The sequence below is a fragment of the Marinobacter lipolyticus genome (assembly GCF_018424605.1).
Lineage (GTDB): Bacteria > Pseudomonadota > Gammaproteobacteria > Pseudomonadales > Oleiphilaceae > Marinobacter > Marinobacter lipolyticus_B.
Window position 1 is genome coordinate 71943 of sequence record NZ_QTKT01000007.1, and the last position, 19619, is coordinate 91561.

The 19619-nt window shown below is 59.3% G+C and carries 17 protein-coding genes; 8 read left to right on the forward strand and 9 right to left on the reverse strand.

Features of this window, described 5'->3' with window-relative positions; genetic code table 11:
* Nucleotides 1-275 precede the first annotated feature (275 nt).
* Nucleotides 276-1733: a WS/DGAT/MGAT family O-acyltransferase gene (locus DYI22_RS11090; protein ID WP_213478118.1), complete on the forward strand. Its 1458-nt coding sequence runs from the start codon at nucleotides 276-278 to the stop codon at nucleotides 1731-1733.
* Between the two features lie 28 nt (nucleotides 1734-1761).
* Here the strand turns inward: DYI22_RS11090 and DYI22_RS11095 are convergent, their stop codons facing one another.
* Nucleotides 1762-2454, reverse strand: coding sequence for a Crp/Fnr family transcriptional regulator (locus DYI22_RS11095; protein WP_213478119.1), 693 nt, complete (start codon nucleotides 2452-2454; stop codon nucleotides 1762-1764).
* Nucleotides 2455-2577: 123 nt separating this feature from the next.
* On the opposite strand from DYI22_RS11095, the gene DYI22_RS11100 reads away from it, so the two are divergent.
* Together DYI22_RS11100 and DYI22_RS11105 are read left to right on the forward strand one after the other, a co-directional pair.
* Nucleotides 2578-3348: a class II aldolase/adducin family protein gene (locus DYI22_RS11100; protein ID WP_213478120.1), complete on the forward strand. Its 771-nt coding sequence runs from the start codon at nucleotides 2578-2580 to the stop codon at nucleotides 3346-3348.
* Between the two features lie 12 nt (nucleotides 3349-3360).
* Nucleotides 3361-3954 (forward strand): HD domain-containing protein, encoded by a 594-nt coding sequence (locus DYI22_RS11105; protein WP_213478121.1) that lies wholly within the window; start codon nucleotides 3361-3363, stop codon nucleotides 3952-3954.
* Nucleotides 3955-3963: 9 nt separating this feature from the next.
* Here the strand turns inward: DYI22_RS11105 and DYI22_RS11110 are convergent, their stop codons facing one another.
* Entirely contained in the window at nucleotides 3964-4593 is a 630-nt protein-coding gene (locus DYI22_RS11110; RefSeq protein WP_213478122.1) for a TetR family transcriptional regulator, read from the reverse strand.
* Nucleotides 4594-4781: 188 nt separating this feature from the next.
* Between DYI22_RS11110 and DYI22_RS11115 the strand changes: the two genes are divergently transcribed.
* Both DYI22_RS11115 and DYI22_RS11120 read left to right on the forward strand, forming a co-directional pair.
* On the forward strand, nucleotides 4782-5885 hold the full coding sequence (locus tag DYI22_RS11115) for a ferredoxin reductase (RefSeq protein ID WP_213478123.1): 1104 nt from the start codon (nucleotides 4782-4784) through the stop codon (nucleotides 5883-5885).
* Between the two features lie 24 nt (nucleotides 5886-5909).
* Nucleotides 5910-6989, forward strand: a complete 1080-nt coding sequence (locus DYI22_RS11120) for a fatty acid desaturase family protein (RefSeq protein WP_213478124.1) — start codon at nucleotides 5910-5912, stop codon at nucleotides 6987-6989.
* Here the strand turns inward: DYI22_RS11120 and DYI22_RS11125 are convergent.
* On the reverse strand, nucleotides 6986-8845 hold the full coding sequence (locus tag DYI22_RS11125; RefSeq protein ID WP_213478125.1) for a diguanylate cyclase: 1860 nt from the start codon (nucleotides 8843-8845) through the stop codon (nucleotides 6986-6988). The two genes, DYI22_RS11120 and DYI22_RS11125, sit on opposite strands and share 4 nt — an antisense overlap.
* Before the next feature lie 137 nt (nucleotides 8846-8982).
* Entirely contained in the window at nucleotides 8983-9420 is a 438-nt protein-coding gene (locus DYI22_RS11130) for an RrF2 family transcriptional regulator (protein WP_213478126.1), read from the reverse strand.
* Between the two features lie 182 nt (nucleotides 9421-9602).
* Here DYI22_RS11130 and moaA point away from each other — a divergent pair, with 182 nt between their 5' ends.
* Entirely contained in the window at nucleotides 9603-10595 is a 993-nt protein-coding gene (gene moaA / locus DYI22_RS11135; RefSeq protein ID WP_213478127.1) for a GTP 3',8-cyclase MoaA, read from the forward strand.
* Between the two features lie 89 nt (nucleotides 10596-10684).
* Here moaA and DYI22_RS11140 read toward each other — a convergent pair whose 3' ends face one another.
* The 4 genes from DYI22_RS11140 to hemN all read right to left on the reverse strand — a co-directional run bounded on the left by DYI22_RS11140 (nucleotide 10685) and on the right by hemN (nucleotide 14827).
* A complete protein-coding gene (locus DYI22_RS11140) occupies nucleotides 10685-10849 on the reverse strand; it encodes a DUF488 family protein (protein ID WP_228300977.1) in 165 nt (54 codons plus the stop codon).
* A gap of 410 nt (nucleotides 10850-11259) precedes the next feature.
* Complete coding sequence (locus tag DYI22_RS11145; protein WP_213478128.1) at nucleotides 11260-11394, reverse strand: putative transporter small subunit; 135 nt, start codon at nucleotides 11392-11394, stop codon at nucleotides 11260-11262.
* Nucleotides 11391-13067: a sodium:solute symporter family protein gene (locus DYI22_RS11150; RefSeq protein ID WP_213478129.1), complete on the reverse strand. Its 1677-nt coding sequence runs from the start codon at nucleotides 13065-13067 to the stop codon at nucleotides 11391-11393. The genes DYI22_RS11145 and DYI22_RS11150 overlap by 4 nt, the downstream gene beginning before the upstream one ends.
* A 350-nt stretch (nucleotides 13068-13417) precedes the next feature.
* Entirely contained in the window at nucleotides 13418-14827 is a 1410-nt protein-coding gene (gene hemN, locus DYI22_RS11155) for an oxygen-independent coproporphyrinogen III oxidase (RefSeq protein ID WP_213478130.1), read from the reverse strand.
* A 241-nt stretch (nucleotides 14828-15068) separates the two neighbouring features.
* Here hemN and DYI22_RS11160 point away from each other — a divergent pair, with 241 nt between their 5' ends.
* Nucleotides 15069-16601, forward strand: a complete 1533-nt coding sequence (locus tag DYI22_RS11160) for a cryptochrome/photolyase family protein (protein WP_213478131.1) — start codon at nucleotides 15069-15071, stop codon at nucleotides 16599-16601.
* Between the two features lie 74 nt (nucleotides 16602-16675).
* The gene (locus DYI22_RS11165; RefSeq protein ID WP_213478132.1) at nucleotides 16676-17893 is read left to right on the forward strand and encodes a hypothetical protein; all 1218 of its coding nucleotides are present in this window, start codon (nucleotides 16676-16678) and stop codon (nucleotides 17891-17893) included.
* Nucleotides 17894-17904: 11 nt separating this feature from the next.
* On the opposite strand, the gene DYI22_RS11170 is transcribed toward DYI22_RS11165, so the two are convergent.
* Nucleotides 17905-19593 carry an HAD family hydrolase gene (locus DYI22_RS11170; RefSeq protein ID WP_213478133.1) on the reverse strand — a complete coding sequence of 563 codons (1689 nt, stop codon included), beginning with the start codon at nucleotides 19591-19593 and terminating at the stop codon, nucleotides 17905-17907.
* Between the last annotated feature and the right edge of the window lie 26 nt (nucleotides 19594-19619).

Genomic DNA, 19619 nt, shown 5'->3' on the forward strand with positions numbered 1-19619 from the left:
TTGTTTTAATGAAGTTAGTCGGCCAGCGAAGGTAGCACAAGGCCGCGATAAGTCGTGACAGAGATTTCGCAACAACATGTAACACGCCGGCCACGAAAGTATGAGGTAGCCTTCACGACATGCACATTCCTGCTACGCTGTAAAAAAACCGAACCATTGCACGGCTCAGATGTGTGTTTGGCTGTTGTAGTTGCGTATACTTGCGCTCCTCAACTAATAACAAAGCAAGCTTTTATTACGTTGACTGAACGCAAGGACGATCAAGAGGACACTGAATGAAACGCCTGGGCACACTGGATGCATCCTGGTTGGCGGTAGAGTCGGAAGACACGCCGATGCATGTGGGCAACCTGCAGATTTTCTCCCTTCCCGAGGGCGCTCCCGACACCTTTCTCAGGGACATGCTGGCACGCATGAAAGAGGATGGTGAGCTGGAGCCACCCTGGTGCTACAAACTGGGATATTCCGGCTTTCTGGGGCGCCTGGTGGCCCCCATGTGGAAGGCCGACAAACACCTGGACCTGGATTACCACGTTCGCCACTCTGCCCTGCCGCGGCCGGGCAGTGAGCGGGAACTGGGCATTCTGGTCTCGCGACTGCATTCCAACCCTCTGGATTTCTCCCGCCCGCTCTGGGAGTGCCACATTATCGAGGGCCTGGAAAACAACCGGTTTGCGCTGTACACCAAGATGCACCATTCGATGATCGATGGCATCAGCGGCGTCCGGCTCATGCAGCGGGTACTCAGCACCGACCCCAACGAAACCAACATGCTGCCGCCCTGGTCCGTACGCCCGGAACGCACCCGTGGCAGCAAGACCGACAGCGAGGCCAGCATCCCGGCCGCTTTCTCCCAGGCCATGGAAGCCCTCAAACTGCAGGCGGATATGGCCCCGCGGCTGTGGAACGCCATGTCGCGACTGATCCAGTCCGCCCGCCATCCGGAAGACGGTCTGACAGCGCCATTCACCGGCCCGGTGTCGGTACTGAACCATCGGGTCACTGGCCAACGCCGGTTTGCCACCCAGCATTATCAGCTTGAGAAGCTCAAGACGCTGGCACACGCGGCCCAGGGCTCCCTCAACGACATCGTGCTGTACCTGTGTGGCACCGCCCTCCGCCGTTTTCTTATCGAGCAGGACAATCTGCCGGACACCCCGCTGACCGCCGGCATTCCGGTCAACATCCGCCCGGCGGATGATCAGGGCACCGGCACCCAGATCAGCTTCATGATCGCCTCGCTGGCCACCGACCAGGCGGACCCGCTGACCCGCCTGTCACACATCAAACAGTCGACCCGACGGGCCAAGGAGCATCTGCAGAAACTGCCCCGCAAGGCGCTGACCCAGTACACCATGCTGCTGATGTCGCCCTACATTCTGCAGCTCATGTCTGGAATGGGCGGGCGCATGCGGCCGGTGTTCAATGTCACCATCTCCAACGTGCCGGGGCCGGAAGAGACGCTCTACTACGAGGGGGCAAAGCTGGAGGCGATGTACCCGGTGTCGTTGATTGCCCACGGCGGCGCGCTCAACATCACCTGCCTGAGCTACGCGGGGTCGCTGAACTTCGGCTTCACCGGCTGCCGCGACACCTTGCCCAGCATGCAGAAACTGGCGGTGTACACCGGCGAGGCACTGGAAGAGCTGGAAAGCCTGCTGTTGCCGCCGGCAGCCAAACCGGCACCGAAACCCCGCCGGGCACCCCGCAAAAAAACCACGCCCAAGAGCTGACCGCCTCCGCTCCCCCTACGGGGCCAGGCTAGTCAATGGTGGCCAGGTGTCGCTGCAAAGCGGCCGGATCGTTCAGCACGATCCGGCCATACCCCAAGGTCAGCAGCCCCCGCCTCTCGAAATCCTTGATCCATTTATGCACCCCCTGGCGGGTCATGCCCATCATGTTGGCAATGTGCTCGCGGGTAATCCAGATGGTCACCGGATCCGCCCCTGCCTCCCCGTTGCCCTGAATTTCCGCCAGAAACAGCAAACGGCGACCGATGCGAGCGGCAATGCCCCGCAAGGCATCGTCTTCGATGATAGACATGGCCGCCCATAACCGGCGGCTGACCATATCGAGGATAACCGGGTAGCACTGGGGATAGGTTGCCATGAGCTGACGGAAGGCATCGCCGGGTATCTCGATCAGCGTGGCGGTTTCGTGGGCCGTGGCGCCGTAAACCCGTTTCATGCCCGGAGAGAACACCGAATCCCCGAACCAGGTTCCGGCACTGAACATAATCAGCGTGGCCTCCCGACCGGCCGGGTTGACCGAACTGATTCGCACCACGCCGGAGGCGATCACGTTGAGGGTGGAGGTCGCCGAACCCCGACTGTATATCAGCTCGTCGGCGTCGAACCGGCGAATGCGGGCAATCGCCGCAAGATCCTCAAAAGCCTTCGCGGGAAAGCCGGAAAACAACGGGCAGTTGGTCAGCACAGTCTTGGTATCGGTCATGGGGCAATTGTAAACCAATTGACAGTCTTCACCGATCACTCTTACCTACACTCACAGAAAGCAAGGCATCGACCACAACAACATCCGACCGGAAATTTGCATCGTTTGCAGGAGAGGCACGCCATGTCAGCACAGCTTTCGATTCCCTCGAAAAAAGAGTCCGTCAGCGCCGAGGAATGGCAGCTGCGGGTGGATCTCGCCGCGGCCTACCGGCTGGTAGCCCTCTATGGATGGGACGATCTGGTATTCACCCATATTTCTGCCCGGATACCCGGGGACGAGCACCATTTCCTGATCAACCCCTACGGCATGATGTTCGAGGAGATCACCGCCTCGAGCCTGGTCCGCGTGGACCAGGACGCCAACAAGATCGATCCTGACGATTTCGACATCAACCCCGCCGGCTTTACCATTCACAGCGCCATTCACGCCGTACGGGAAGACGCCGCCTGCGTCATGCATCTGCACACCACCGACGGCATTGCCGTGTCGGCCCAGCAGGAAGGCCTGATGCCGCTGTCACAGCAGAGCCTGTTCGCGCTCGCCAGCCTGGCGTATCACGATTACGAGGGTGTGGCGTTGCGGGAGGACGAGAAAGCGCGGCTGCAAAAAGACCTCGGCAACGCCAGTTTCATGATCCTGCGCAATCACGGCCTGCTGACCACCGGCACCAGCATTGCCGATGCGTTCCTGGCCATGTACATCCTGCAAACCTCCTGCGAGATCCAGGTACGGGCGCTGTCCGGCAATCGTCCGCTGACGCCGATTCCTGGCGGGATTGTCGACACCATCAAACAGCAGGCGGATCAGGTCACCAAAGGGCTCGGCGGCAAACTGGCCTGGCCCGGGCTACTGCGCAAACTGGATCGCATTGACCCCAGCTTCCGCGACTGAGAGGAGATCCCCATGAGTCATCACACCGAGCCTCAGGCCAGCTTTACCCACATGAAGGATGGCAAACCCGAGGACTGGAAAATCATCGCCTCGTCTTTCGGAGAATTCGCCAAGGGCCTGCCAGAGCGCATTCTGGAACACCTGAAACTGCTGGAAGGGGATTGTGGTGGGTTTCCCGTGGATCGGCTGACCCACTGCCTGCAGACCGCAACCCTGGCGCACCGCGACGGAAAAGACGACGAGTATGTGGTGTGCGCGCTGCTGCACGACATTGGCGACACCCTCGGCTCCTACAATCACGCCGATGTGGCCGCTGTGCTGTTGGAGCCCTTTGTCAGCGAGGCCAATCACTGGATGGTGAAACATCACGCCATCTTCCAGGGTTATTTCTTCTTCCACTACCTCGGCATGGACCGGGACATGAGGGAGCAGTACCGGGACCATCCGCATTTCGAGCAGACCATCGAGTTCGTTCACAAATACGATTCACCGGCGTTCGACCCGGAAGCAGAAACACTGCCGCTGTCTTACTTCGAGCCGATGGTTCGGAAGGTGTTCGCCCGCCCGGTGCGCTCGCTCTACAAGGAAGCCGAAGGGGTCATGTGACCGCCGGGATCAGGCGCCCTCACTCTTCCAGTGGGCGGCGCCTACAAAGATGAGTTGCAGGAAGCGGGTGGTCCGCCGGCGGATCTGGTCGATCTGATAGTCATCGTCCGGTGACACCCCCAGCAGATCGGTCAGGCTGAACGCCACGCTGCGGACCACCAGGTCGCAGGTCAGTTCCAGGTCTCCGTCACTGAGATGTTCTGCCAGGCGTAGCCGGCGCAGATCGTTGGCCAGCTCGCTGGCGAAGAAGCGCATTTCGCTGCGAATGCCTTCCTGCACCGCGCGGCTCTCACCGGCCAGGCCCTGGGCCATAAAGAAGAAGAAACTGCGGTTGGCCTGCACGTGGTTGATGAAAATGCCCACCGACTCTTCCATCAACTTGTCGGCCTGCAGCACATTGTTGCGGGCCTCCCGCATCATGCGCCTGAGCACCAGGCCGAGTTCGTCCACCAGCTGTAAGCCCAGATCGTCCATGTTGCGGAAGTGGCGGTAGAAAGACGTGGGTACCACGCCCGCCTGACGGGTGACCTCGCGGATTCCAAGGCTGGCAAAATGACGGCCCTTGCCGACCAGCGTTAATGCCGCGCTCATCAATTTTTCCCGCGTCTCTCCCGGCTTGCGTCGCTGTTTTTCTGCCATGCCCTCACCGTACAGCCGTTTCCGTTATATCAGGTACACAAGTGTACACATTTCGGAAAAATAAAGTACACGATGCTTGTCATTTTGCGCCAACAACAAAATTACCAATTGCTCGCCAACAGCACCCTGTGTACAGTCGTACACATAAGTGAACAACTGTACACAACGGTACAGATGGAGAGAGCGATATGTTATCCAGAATCGAACGATCATCCGCACTGCAATGGCTGGGGAAGCAGCTTTTTAACCGGGAAGACCCGACTGCCTTCTTCGACCCGCTGTTGGAGCGCATCAACCCCATGTGGGTACAACAGTACACTCCTGCGCGTGTGGAGCGCGTTATTGACGAAACCGCAGACACCAAAACCTTTGTGCTCAAACCGGCGAAACGCTGGTCCGGTTTCGAAGCCGGTCAGCATGTGAACATCTGTATTGATATTGACGGTGTTCGCCGCAACCGCACCTTCAGCCTGTCCAGTGCCCCGGCGCAGTGGAACGACCAAAGCACCGTGACCCTGACCATCAAACGCCTGCCCGGTGGCCTGGTCACCAACTGGATGCACGATCATCTGCAAGCGGGGGATACCCTGGGTCTGGGCGAGGCCTTTGGCGACTTCCTGGTACCTGAGGCCAGCGAACCCCTGCTGTACATTGCCGGCGGCAGCGGCATTACACCGGTACTGAGTCAGCTGGAAACACTGGCCGCCTCTGATTATCGGGCGCCGGTCACCCTGCTGTACTTCGTGCGCACCCAGGCCGACATCATCGGCGCTGAAAAGCTCTACAGCCTGCGCCAGAACTGGCCCGCCTTCACCCTGAACGTGGTGGCGACCAACGAAAGCGAGCAACCGCGCTTCCTGCGTGAAAGCGATCTCGAAGAAGTGCCGGGCATCAAGGCACGGCGCTGCTACCTGTGCGGCCCCAAGGGCCTGATGGATCTGGCCGGCGATCTCCTGGACCGCCAGGGTATTGCCGAAGACCGCAGGCACAGCACCTTCTTTGCTGCGGCTCGGGCCGCGCTGGATACCGACAGCCTCGGCGGCGCCGTCCACTTCAGCCGCAGTGATCTGAACGTGTCGTCCGAAGGCGATGCCGTACTGCTGGACATTGCCGAGGCGGCAAAACTGTCACCCCGTTACGGGTGTCGCATGGGCATCTGCCATCAATGCAGCTGCAAGAAAACCAGCGGCACCGTTGTGAATCGTTTAACCGGAAAAAGCTCCGGGCCCGGAGAGGAGAACATTCAATTGTGCATATCCGTTCCCCAGGGCCCCGTCACCGTCGAGCTTTAAGTCAGCAAGTACAGGAGCACCATCATGAAACAGATGACCGAAGCACAGCTGAACGAACTGGAACAGGATCTCAACGCCATCCGCGACGAAGTGCTCGCCGATCTGGGGGAGCGCGACGCCAATTACATCCGCCGCGTGGTGCGTCTGCATCGGGCACTGGAAGTGGGCGGCCGGGTGATGATGCCATTCGGCTTCATTCCGCCGGTGTTCGTGGCGGCCACCGCCGCACTGGGCCTTTCCAAGATCATTGAAAACATGGAGATCGGGCACAACGTCATGCACGGCCAGTACGACTGGATGAACGACCCGTCATTGCACTCGCAGACCTATGAGTGGGATACGGCGTGCGACAGCGATTCCTGGCGGTTGACTCACAACTATGAGCACCACACTTACACCAACATCATCGGCAAGGACCGGGACTACGGTTACGCCCTGCTCCGCTTGAGCGACGATGAGAAATGGCGCCCGGCTCATAGCCTGCAGTTCGTTAATTACATCCTGTTGAGCGTGTTTTTCCAGTGGGGCGTGGCGCTTCACGAAATGGAGTTCGAGCGGGTTCGCCGTGGCGAAGTCAGCCTGAAGGAAAAGCTGCCGTTCTTTAAGGGCTTCCTGCGCAAGGGTGGCCGCCAGGCGTTCAAGGACTACGTGTTCTTCCCGCTGATCACCTTCCCGGTGGCGCCGATCGTGCTGGCGGGCAACGTGGGGGCCAACCTGATCCGTAACCTGTGGTCATCCACGGTGATCTTCTGCGGCCACTTCACCCAGGACGCGGAAACCTTTACCGAGGAAGAATGCGAAGGTGAGAGCAAGGGCCACTGGTACCTGCGCCAGCTGTCCGGGTCGTCGAACTTCTCGGGCAACCGCTTTGTGCACTTGCTCAGCGGCCACCTGAGCTACCAGATGGAGCACCATGTGTTCCCGGATCTGCCGGCCCATCGCTATCCGGAAATTTCCGAAAAAGTGCAGGCGGTGTGCAAGAAGCATGGCATTCACTACAACACCGGCAGCTTCGCCAAGCAATACGGCACCGTACTCAAGCGTATTTTCAGCTACTCGCTACCGGACCGAGTGCGCCAGCGCATTGCACCGCAAATGGCCTAATGCTGGCTCTGGCCGCCATCGGAGGTTTCCGGTGGCGGCCGGTTTCCTTCCGCACCATCGCAGGCAAGAAAACACACGGTATTGCGACCGGCAGACTTGGCCTGGTAAAGCGCCTCATCCGCCAGCGCCACCAGATTTTCAGGAACGACCCGGCGGCCCCCACTGGCCGTCGTCACGCCGACGCTGACGGAGACCGGTACCGGCCTGCCGCGCCAGTGGAAATTCAGTGATCGGCACACGGCCAGTCGGATGGACTCGGCCACCACAGTAGCGCCGCGACTGTCGGTGGCCGGCAGTATCAGTGCAAACTCCTCACCGCCATATCGGGCCACCGCGTCAGTATCCCGCCTTACCGCAGACTCCAGCGCTCGGGCTATCCGCTGCAGGCAGGCGTCTCCGGCCTGGTGGCCCAGGCTGTCGTTCAGGCGTTTGAAGTGGTCCACGTCAATCATCAGCAATGACAGCGGTCCCTGGCGACTGCAACGACTGGCTTCTTCCGCCAGCCGCTTATCGAAGTACCGGCGATTATAGACACCGGTGAGTCCGTCGGTGGAGCTGAGCGCCGCCAGTTGACGGTTTACCACTTCCAGTTCGGACGTGCGCGCCGCCACCCGTTGTTCCAGCTGCGTGGTCATGTCCTTCTGGATCTGCTGGTTCTCCAGCATCAGATGGCGCATGCGATCGGCCAGGGCGATGGACAGCAGCACCACCTCGAAGGCCGAGCCGATCTGGATCGCGTACTCGGTGATGAAGTTAGCCGGTATCAGACCAAACGTTTTGAAGGTGTACAGCATCATTCCCGCCAGCAGAGCGGTCCAGGCGATCATGAAGTAACGGGCCGGCTTGAAGCGACGGTACAGACACAAGGCACCGGCGACGAGAATGAACAGCACCGACACCGCCGCCATAAACGTCGTCACACGAATGACCGGCGCGTATGCGGGATAGACCAGCGCCGCCACTGCCATGACGGGAAAGAACAACAACAGGGCGCGAAACACCCGCTCCAGCCCCGGAGCATTCTGCTTAAGCGCCAGGAACGAGCGGGAAAAGCCAAGAATGCTGAACATCCCCATGGCAATCAGGAAGGACACCGCGCGGTTGTTCCACCAGGTGCTTTCCGGCCAGAGATGCTCGAACGCCAAGCCATTGAGCGTAAACTGCAGCAGACCGTAAAAACCGATGTAGGAAACGTACCACAGGTAGTTAACGTCTCGGATCGAAAGGAAAATCAGCAAATTGAACAGTGCCATGCACACCAGCAGACCGTAGTAGAGCCCCAGCACAAAACGCTCCTGATGGTCCGCGGCGCTGAAGTCGTCACTGCCCCAGAGCAACAACCGCATTTGTACAGCGCCACTGGTCTGCACCCGGAAGAACACATCCAGGCTCTCACCTTGAGGCAGCTCAAAATAGAAGTTGATGTTGTGGTGGTCCCGGGGGCGGGAGGTGAACGGCACCGAATCGCCGGCAATCTGCCGCTCTATGACGCCGTTTGGCTTCACAAAGAAGACTTCCATCTTATCTATAATCGGGTAGAGGCCCTCGATCACCCAGCGGTCATTGGCGCTGGCATGGTTTTCAATTCGGGTCTGGAACCAGTACACCGAGTCCGAGAAACCGAAATTGTAGGCCTCGTCCGGAGTTCCCGAGGAGGCAATCTCCGGCCATTGACGAATGATCGACGCGATATTGAGTGTGCCGGCGGCATCTTCGTAATAGGAAAGGTGGCGGGAAATATCGATCCGGCTGGCGTTCTCATCCAGAATCACCAGGAAGTCGTGCTCAAGGTCGGCTGATGCGGGCCCCACGAACATCAGCAGAACCAACACCAGCAGCGCGGTCAGTAGATGCAAAGCTGGCTCTCTTCTTGTTTTTTGATCCGCGGAACATCGGCGCCCCCGGATTCGCAAACTCGCGTCTATTTTAACGGATTTCGGGCCGCGTCAGGTTACGTGTTAGCGGAAGATTGTAACGGTTTACAGCTGCCGGTTCAGGCAATCTGCAAGAGCCGCAGCAGCTGCGGACGATGCTGATCCTGAATCACGTCCGCCAGGCTGTAGTTGTCCAGCGTCGCGAGAAAGGCGCCTAATGCCTCGGCAAAAATCGACTTGAGCCCACACACCGGCGTAATGCGGCAGGCGTTCTTCGACGAAAAGCACTCGACAATACTGAGATCCTGCTCGGTTTCACGTAACAGAATTCCCATATTGATATCGGCCGGCGCCATGTGCAGCCGCATGCCGCCCTTCTTGCCGCGAATGGTTTCAATGTAGCCTTTCTTGTTGAGCTGATGGACCACCTTCATCAGGTGGTTCTTGGAGATCTCGTAGCTGTCCGCAATTTCCTGGATGGTGGTCAGACGATCACCCTGCACCGCCAGATAGATCAATACGCGAATCGAGTAATCTGTGTAACGGGTGATATGCATTCAAACGCTCCGAGAGAAAAAGGTTGATACCACGAACCAGCAAACATATACGCAATAAACGTGAATACGGTTCTCCACCCGGTTAACAGCATCCGGACACCGCAGCGGTATCGAACCCGGTAACGAATCTGCGATACTCCCTCTATGCTGTCAAAGAACGATCCAGCCAGGGAAACCTGCCAATGACACACCCCAAGCTGACTGACCGTTTCGGCCGCACCGTCGATTACGTTCGCCTGTCCGTTACCGATCGCTGCGATTTTCGCTGTGTTTATTGCATGGCGGAGGAAATGACGTTTCTGCCTCGCCAGCAGATACTGAGCCTGGAAGAGATCGCCCGTGTTGCAAGAGCCTTTGTCTCCCTGGGCACGGAAAAGATCCGGCTTACCGGGGGGGAGCCCCTGGTGCGCAGAGACATACTTGAACTGGTCAAGGAAATTGGCGCTTACAACCTGCGCGATTTTGCCATGACGACCAATGGGAGCCAACTGCCGACCATGGCGGAGCCGTTGCGCAAAGCCGGGCTCAAACGGCTGAATATCAGCCTGGATTCCCTGGACCCAGAAAAATTCAGTCGCATTACCCGCACGGGTAGTCTGTCCCGGGTCCTTGAGGGCATTGATGCCGCCAAAGCCGCCGGCTTTGAGGGTATAAAGCTCAATACCGTGGTCATGAAAGGTGGCAACGATCAGGAGGTGCCGGACCTGGTGGAGTTTGCCCGCCGCAAAAACGTGGACATCACGTTTATCGAAGAAATGCCATTGGGCGAGATTTCAGAACATGACCGGGGGTTGGTGCTTTGCACCAGTGATGAAGTTCGCGGCATTATCGGCCGGTGCCATCAACTGACCCCCACTCCCGAGGACTCTGGCGGACCTGCCCGTTACTACCGCATGGCGGACAGCGATATCCGGGTCGGTTTCATATCGCCCCATTCCCACAATTTCTGCGCCACCTGTAACCGGGTCCGGGTGACGGTGGAAGGCCGCCTGTTACTCTGCCTCGGCAACGAGCATTCGGTGGACTTGCGCCACGTGCTTCGCGCTCATCCGGAGTCGGACCAGCCTCTGCGCCAGGCCATCATTGACGCCATGGACCTGAAGCCGGAGCGCCATCATTTTTCCAGCAATGGCGACGTTCAGATTCTGCGTTTCATGAACATGACCGGAGGCTGAGCTACGTCAGGCCCCGACCTCTCAGAAGCCGACGAAGCCAGCTTCAGCCCAATGGCGCCAGTGCGCTCTGCCCAGACTATAAAGAAAGTTTACAGCGCGTCGGTCAATTCGGTGTGGTCCGTGTGCTCCCAGTCGGTCTGGGCGATGTCGGCGTCGTCTTTCGCCACTCCCCGCGGCCAGATACGGTCGACCAGTATGCGAGGGCCGTCTGAGCGGGCGGCGCTGTCGTAGGCTCGTTTCAGGCGAATTTCCATAAATGCTCTCCCTTGCGTCAACAGATTACTAACCGTGAAACAAAATCCGCTTACATCCGCCACCCTAGCAAACCGCCGGCGAAAAGCCACAAGGCCTATTTATCTGGATCAACTCCCTGTAAGCCCCATGCCCGGCTTCCCATACCAGTAACCTTTCCAGGGCAGTGCTTCCACCAGCCGCAAGATGGAGCACCCAGGCGCGCCATATCCGGCAATTCCCACATCAGATCGTAACGCGAGCGGATAACGTGATGGTGCCGCTAAAGCGATACAGCTCGACGCCGCTCGGGTGTGCCAGGCCGCGAAACTCGCAGTTACCCGTAGGCAGACCCTAAAGCCAGACGGTAAATCAGGAGGGCGACCAGGTGCCGGGCTTTCAAAGCTTAAGCGTTTAAGCTCAGCGTTTCAGATCAGATGAGATCTTCATCCGCTTTTTTGGCCTTGCGGACATCCCGGGCAACGGCCCCGCAAATCACACCCAGCACCACCAGCGTGATCGCGGGCCAGATCAGTATGTAGGCTCCGTAAACCAGTTCGTTGGTCATTTTGCACCCTCCGGAATCATGGCGGAATCGTCGTCTACAGCGCCGCCGTCGTAGTCACCGACCCGCTGTTTGATCAGGTCGAAATCGAAACGCTCGTTGCTGGCCAGCGACATGACAGTGCAGACCAGCGCACTCGCGCCGTAGGCGGTCAAGGACGCCACCAGTACCATGTAGTCCCGCAGGAAACCGGTGGCGAAAACCAGCATGGCGATCAGCGTGAGCAACCCGGCCGCAAGCCCGACTGTCTTGCCCAGGAAGCCAAACACCATCATGCCGATCACAACCGCACCGCCAACGGACGCCAAGGCCTCAAACGTCAGCACTGTGAGCCCGGTCATTTCCAGCAACTCGAAACGGGCGACGCAGAACAGCGCCATGGCCACCACCACGGACCAGGTAAAGGCCGCATTGGTGACCCGTTCCCAGTAACAGCTGACGATCACCGGGAACACAATCGCGCCCCACAGCGCACCCACAAAGACCAGCATCACCAGAATATCGAGAGAGAAACTGGCGAACACCAGTCCCGCCACCGTGGCGACGATCATGGTGATACGCCCCACCAGCATCATCACTTTCGGATTGGGATTATTCCGGGCGATGTTCTTGCCATACACATCCGCCATCATGATGGTCGACAGTGCCGACAAGTCGGAGTCAGCGGTCGACGACAGCGATCCGATGACCAGTACGAAGAATAGCGCCACAAAGAAGGGCGACAGATAGGTGGAGACCATCTGTGGGATCAGATTGTTCATGTTGCCATCGATAGGCTCCATGCCCACCGACAGTGCCATCAGGCCAATCATGCCAAGGCCGATCACAATGGCGCCATAGCCAATGGTGGCCGTTACAAACGTCGATTTGATGTGCTTTTCGCGCACCGCGAACAGACGCTGGGAGATGGTCTGGTTACCGATAGCGTAAGCCAGCACCGCCACAAAGAACGGCGCGCCCTGATTCATGATGGCGTCTACCGAGAACAGGCTCGCCTGCTCATCCGTCATCCGGCTCAGACCCTCGACCATCACCCCGGTACCGCCGGCTGAAAACAGGACGGCAGGTATGATAATGATCGCGATGGCCATCAATGCCACCAGCTGGGCAAAATCCGTAAACACCGAGGCCCGGAAACCCGAGGTCAAAGTGTAGGCCAGCACACCGATACCGGCGACGATGACACCGGTCTCGAAGGAAAGTGGCGAAAGCACGGACACCAGTGCACCAGCGGCCGTGAAGTTCACCATCAGGCTGATGACACTGCCCAGAATATTGGAGCCCGCCAGAATCAGTTGGCTGGAGGCCCCATGGCGGGCGTGGATCAGCTCACCCAGGGTGTGGCCATTGGGCGCCAGTTTGCGGAACCGGCGACCGAAAGGATAAATAAACAGAATCATCAGGGCACCCCAGAGCCCGTAGTGAATAGGCCCGGACACGCCATAGGTATAGCCGGAGGTGGCCGCCGCATAGAAGGAAGCCGCCCAGATCCAGGTGGCGGTCATGCTGGCTGCGCCCATGCCAAAACCGACATGGTGCCCGGCAACCATGAAGCCGGAGGTGTCTTCCCTGTCTTTCCGGATCAGGAGCGTAAGCAGATAGGTACCGCCGTAAAAGGCGGCCAGAAGCAACAATACCGTGATTGTTGAAAATTGGGTAAAGCCAGTGTCGTTCAAATCACAACCTCGTTTTCGAAACAACAAACGTCCGCCGCGGCCCGAAGCGTAAAGCTTGGCCAGCAGGGGGGCGGGTGCAAGAAAATGTCGCGTTCAGGCAGCGATGCGGCCCCTGAGAGGGTCGGCTGAAACAGGTGCCCTGGCGAAGAATTGGAAGTTGCTAAGGAAAGCTGAGGTGGGGCAAAAGCCCGCCGAGATCTTTAGATGTCATCGTATTTTTCATCCTCTTAACCAGAAGCCATGCAAGCCAGATGAGAGAGCGCAAGACCATACGCAAAAACCCACCCGGAGTCCAGTCATTAGAGGACGTAAGATTAGCATGCAACACAGGTTGCACTTAATGTGCGGAATCAGATAATCCGCGAGAACCGCTGGCTCGCGCCTTCCTTCCGGTAAAGGTCGAAGATCTGGCAAATGGCGCGGATCAGCAGGCGGCCTGCCGGCAGAACCTGCAGCGTCTGACCATCGTCGGCGATCAGCTCGTCGCGAATCATCGGCTTCAGGCGCCGAAGCTCGTCGGTGAAATAGCAGTCCAGGTTTTCGCCCCGCTCATTGGCAAACTGCTGGCGATCGAGGCGGAACTGACAAATCAACTGGCCAATAACCCACCGCCGGATGCGGTCATCCCGGGTCAGGTTCACGCCCTTGGTGATGGCCAGCTGACCGGCATCGATGGCCGCTTCCCAGGACGGCAGATCATGATTGTTCTGGAAATAGGCATCGTCGGTCTGGCCAATGGCAGACACGCCGAGCGACACCAGGTCGCAATCGGAATGGGTGGTGTATCCCTGAAAATTGCGGTGCAGGCGACCTTGCCGCTGGGCGACCGCGAGACTGTCATCCGGTTTGGCAAAGTGGTCCATGCCAATGTATTCGTAACCCGCCTCCAGCAAACGGTTGATGGTGTTGTGGAGAATGGTCAGTTTCTGCTGCGGACTCGGCAGCGTATCGGCCTGAATGCGGGTCTGGGGGTAGAACCGATCCGGCAAGTGCGCGTAACTGAACACCGAAAGCCGGTCGGGCGACATCGCAATGACCGCCTCCAGAGTTTGCGCGAAACTTTCCGGAGTCTGGTGTGGCAGGCCGTAGATCAGATCCAGGTTGATGGAGCGGAAGCCAAGGCGACGGGCCTCCTCCAGTACGGCTTCGGTCATGGCCCGGGGCTGAATCCGGTTGACCGCTTTCTGCACCTGGGGATTCACATCCTGCACCCCGAGGCTGATCCGATTGAAACCCAGATCCCAGAGGGTTGACAGCGTGTCCTGATCCACCTCACGGGGGTCAATCTCCACGCTGTAATCCCGCTCTTCGTCCCGCTGCAGCCGGAACAGGTCAGCGTATCCAGCCATCAGATGCTCCATGACATCCTTCGGCAGGAAGGTCGGCGTACCGCCGCCCCAGTGCAGCTGCTTGACGGGCCGGTCGGTGCCGAATAACCGGGACTGGATGGCGGCTTCTTTCAGAACTCGCTCTACATAGGGCATTGCCTTGTCGCGCTTTTTGGTGATGACCTTGTTGCAGGCGCAGTAGTAACAGAGGTGCGCACAAAAAGGCAGGTGGGTATACAGCGACAACGGGCGGGCGCTGGCCTTGCTGCGGGCTGCCGCCTGCACCATGTCTTCGATCGGGTAATGCTGGTGGAACTCTACCGCTGTGGGGTAAGAGGTGTAACGCGGACCACTCAGATCGTAGCGACGGATCAGCGCGTCGTCCCAGGCAAACTGCGGGAGGGTTGAGGCGCGTGGGGAACTGGAAAGCATAGTCGGAGCCCTGAACGTTGGAAGCATGGTCATAGCGGAATTGCCGGGCATGGTATGGCAATCGGGCCGGCCGCTTCTTGATGCGGATCAGATCTTTGCGCACTGGACGTGATCAACACCTGACCTGAACCACCCCAGTGCCTTTGGCGTACTCTGATTACCCCTTTTGGGGAATCCTCGGTGTGGCCGCCAACCTCACTGCCCTGCATGCCCGCAATCAAAACGGAGCTCTGTTTCTGCCATGGCAAACCTGATCCTGATCCTCGGCGACCAGCTGACCACCGACATCAGCGCCCTCGATAATGCGGACCGCAAACACGACACGGTGGTGATGGCCGAAGTCCACGATGAGGCCAGTTACACCAATCACCACAAGAAAAAGCTGGTGCTGCTGTTCAGTGCCATGCGCCATTTCGCCCGTGCACTGCAAGCGGATGGCTGGCAGGTTCACTACCACCGGTACGATCCGGACAACGACGCCAGAAATCTGGAAGCGGTTGTCGCAGGCCAGCTCGCGCGCACCGGGGCTGACCGGGTGATCACCACCGAATGTGGCGAGTGGCGTCTGCACGAGCAGATCAGCCAGTGGCATGAACGGCTGGGGGTTGCGGTGGAAATACGCCCGGATCGCCGCTTTATAGCCAGCAAGCAGGAATTCGCCGACTGGGCCGAAGGCCGCAAACAGTTACGGATGGAATTCTTCTACCGCGAGATGCGCAAAAAAACCGGTTTGCTGATGACCGCCGAGGGCGGCCCCGAGGGTGGTCACTGGAACTTTGACGCGGACAATCGCCGTAAGTGGACCGGCAAGCCATCCGCTCCGGCGCCCTTTCGAGTGGAGCCGGACACGGTGACGAGGGAGGTGATCGACCTGGTGGACGAGCATTTTGGCGACCATTTCGGCACCACGGCGGATTTCCACTTTGCGGTGACCCATGAAGAGGCCGAGCAGGCGCTGCAGTATTTCATCGATTTCGCACTGCCGTGCTTCGGTGATTTTCAGGATGCCATGTCTGATGACGAGGACTGGCTGTTCCACTCCATTCTCTCTCCCTACATCAATTGCGGCCTGCTGGACCCGTTGGCGGTGTGCGAGGCGGCCGCACAGGCCTGGTACGCCGGGCGCGCACCCATCAATGCGGTGGAGGGGTTTATCCGCCAGATCCTGGGTTGGCGGGAATTTGTACGGGGTATCTACTGGTTGCACATGCCGGATTACGCCAGCGAGAACCGACTTGGCAACACCCGGGCCCTGCCCTGGTTCTACTGGACCGGGGATACAAAGATGCGGTGCATGCACAAGGCCATTGATGCCACCCGCCGCAACGCCTATGCCCACCACATCCAGCGGCTGATGGTAACCGGCAACTTCGCCCTGCTGGCCGGCGTCAAACCCGAGGAAATCTGCGACTGGTACCTCGCGGTCTACGCCGATGCCTATGACTGGGTGGAACTGCCCAACGTTCTGGGCATGGTCATGCACGCGGACGGCGGCTACCTGGGCTCCAAGCCCTACGCCGCCAGTGGCAAGTACATCAATCGCATGTCGGATCACTGCAAGCACTGCCACTACAACGTCAACAAATCCACTGACGAAGACGCCTGCCCGTTTAATGCCCTGTACTGGCATTTTATTGACCGCCACCGGGAGGATTTCGCCAGCAACCCCCGCATGGGCATGATGTACCGCAACTGGGAGCGACAGAAGCCTGCCCAGCGCTCCGCCTTGCTGCAACGGGCGGAGCGTTTGTTGGGGAACATTGAAAAGCTGTAACCTTAAGCGGTTCAGGCCCTGCTAAACTGAGTCCCATTATCATCCACTTATCGGATGCAGTCTGTGGATCTGGCATGCAAGGACTCCTGAAACCCTTATACACCGCCGCATTGCTTCTGGCCGCCTGGCCGACCGCAGCGGACCTTCACCTCTACACCTTTAACGCGCCGCCCTACCAGATTGTTGAGAGCGACAGCGCACTGGGCACCATCGTGCGTGGTGAAACCGTGGACACGGTGGTCTGCAGCGCCGGGCTGGCCGGGTCGGTGGTCATCATCAAGGCGGCGCCCCAGAACCGGTCGGTACACTCCCTTCGCCGCAACCTGATTGACGGTTACTTCGCCATCGATTCCTCTGATGAGCTGGACAAAGTCGGCACCCGCACGGCGCCCATCGCCCTTGAGAAGTGGTACTTTTTCTCCGCGGAACAGGGCGTCGATCCCCACACCGCACGGATCGGGGTGGTCAGCGGCAGTAACGAGGAGCTGTGGCTGAAAAACAACGGCTACGACGTCTTTCTCAGTGTCTCGAACGTCGAGCAACTGAACGCCCTGCTGCGCCGCGGGCGAATCGACACGGCGCTATTGGACAGCCGCGTTATGGAAACGCTGAACAGTGGGGCCGCGCAGCTGACCCTGCATCGCCAGTTCCTGCGCTACGCCCCCCTGCATATGTATTTCAGCGAAGCCTTTGCTGCCAACCACGCCGAATTTGTGGCCGACTTCAACCGCTTCATTCCGGATTGCGTGGAGAGTGGGTTCGCCCTGAATCCCCATGAAACCGAACTGATCGGTGGCCAGGCCAAGCTGCTGTTCGATGACCTGCGATCGCGGCTCAATCTGCGGGAGGCCATACGGCTGGGACCGCGGGTTGATTCGTTTGCGGACATTCTGACCCTCGATACCAAATGGCAGGCCTTGTCGCCTCAGGCAGCGCCGGCACTGGCCGAAGACATCCTGCGCCTGACAGCATCGGAGCAACTGGCGGCCTGGCAGGCGCGGCAGGAGGGCCTGGTAACGGAGGCCATGGTCATCAACAATCTCGGTACACTGGTTGCCATGAGCCGGCTGACGTCGGATTACTGGCAGGGCGACGAACCCAAGTTCCAGCAGATGGCGGATGGCAGCGGTCGTACGTTGTACCTCTCCCCCATTCGCTATGACACCTCTACCCGACGGTTCCAAGTGATCGCCAGCACGCCAATCCTTTCGGCTGAAACCGGTAAGCTGGAGGGTGTTCTCGCGGTCGGCCTGGATGTGGAAGAAGCGCTGTCGCGCCTCGATCGGAACTAGCCGGACACCCGTCAGGGCGGGCCGATCTCGCAGGCCAGCACCAGCGCCCAGAATTCGGAAAAGTCGTTCACCACCACATCCGGCTTGTCCGGGTGCTTATGGGTACCCGGGAAAATCTTGTTCAACCAGGGCTGGTCCCACTGGGCGCCGTTAAAGAAGACCGAGGTCATGCCCGCCCGCTTGCCGGCAATCACATCCGTGGTGCTGTCCCCCACGTACCAGACACTGGGATCGGGCGGATAATCCAGTTTCTGCACCGCCAGCAGCAACTGATCCGGGTGAGGCTTACGCAGCGGCGTGTCATCGCCGCACACGTCCACCTCGAACAGCTCGGTCCAGCCGGTGTCTTCCACCGCATCCAGCTCATGCTCGAAAAACTCGCGATCCCGGTTGGTGATCACCCCCACCTGGATGCCCATCCGCCTCAGCCCCTCCAGCACGTCCCGCACTTTCGGTTCAAAAGCTTTTACCGTGCCGTAATGGGTGCGGTAATGGTGGTTGAACGCCTTGTGGGCAAGCTGCTTGGCTTCCTGATCGTCGCCAAACAGCACCTCAAAGATGTCGGTGCGGGAAATTTTGCGGTCGGCCTTCACTTTCGGGTGCAATCGCGCGAACTCCCGCACGTAGGCCACCAGCTTCACGTCCTCCGGCGTCTTGCTGTCCTCCGGCGCCACCATCCGGTCCATCAGCTGCAGCTTGTGGAAATCCGGCAGCATGTCGTCTACCGCGTGGTACATGGCGTCGAGGGTGTCCACCAGTGTGGCGTGCCAGTCGAACAACACCACCGACGGCCGGATGAGTTTTACCACCGCCGGGTGCCAGTCCGCCTCGATACGCGGCTGGGGACGTTCCGGTGGCGGGAACGGTCGCGGGCGCACCTCGGCCGGTGCCTGGCGAAAGGCCGCCGGTGCCGATCGTTCCAGTAGCGCCAACAAATCCATCAGATCCTCAAAGCTGTCGAGAATGGCTTCCGGTGCATCCCGGTAGGAAAACCAGCTATCAATGCGCGCCGATTCCCAGCAGGCGCCGTTATAGAACACGCCGGCCACCCCGGCATGGCTGGCCGTCAGCATGTCCACATAGCTGTCACCCACGTACCAGGCGCGGCGGTCGGCCGGCAATCCGGCCTTTTCCAGCGCCTTGAGAATGACTTCCGGGTCCGGCTTGTATTCGGTGACATCGTCTGCGCAGACGGTGACGTCGAACAGATGCTGCCAGCGGCCCTCGTCCACGGTGCGCAGCTCCTTGTCGAGGAACTCCCGGTTGCGGTTGGTGGAAACCGCCAGGCGGATGCCCATGGCTTTCAGCGCGCTGAGGTACTCGTAGGCGCCGGGCTGAAACGGTTTGACCTGGCCGAAGTACTTGCGGTAGCAGGCGTTATAGGCCTTGTGGGCAATCAGCTTGGCGTCTTTGTCGTCGCCGAAAATGGCGTTGAAGATATCGGTGCGGGAGACCCGGCGCTCCGCCAGAATCCGCGGGTGCAGGCGCCGGAAAATGCGAATGTAGCGCACCAGGCGGGCATCATCGGCGGTGCGGCAGCGATGCTCCGGCAACAGCCTTTCCACCAGCCCCAGTTCTTCCAGCTGTGGCAGCATGTCTTCCATGGCGCTGAACATGGCGTCGTGGGTGTCGACCAGCGTACCGTGCCAGTCGAATATCAGTATCGATGGCGGCTGGATGTCGTCACTGAATCGGGCCATTAACAATCCCTCAGGGCATGAAAAAC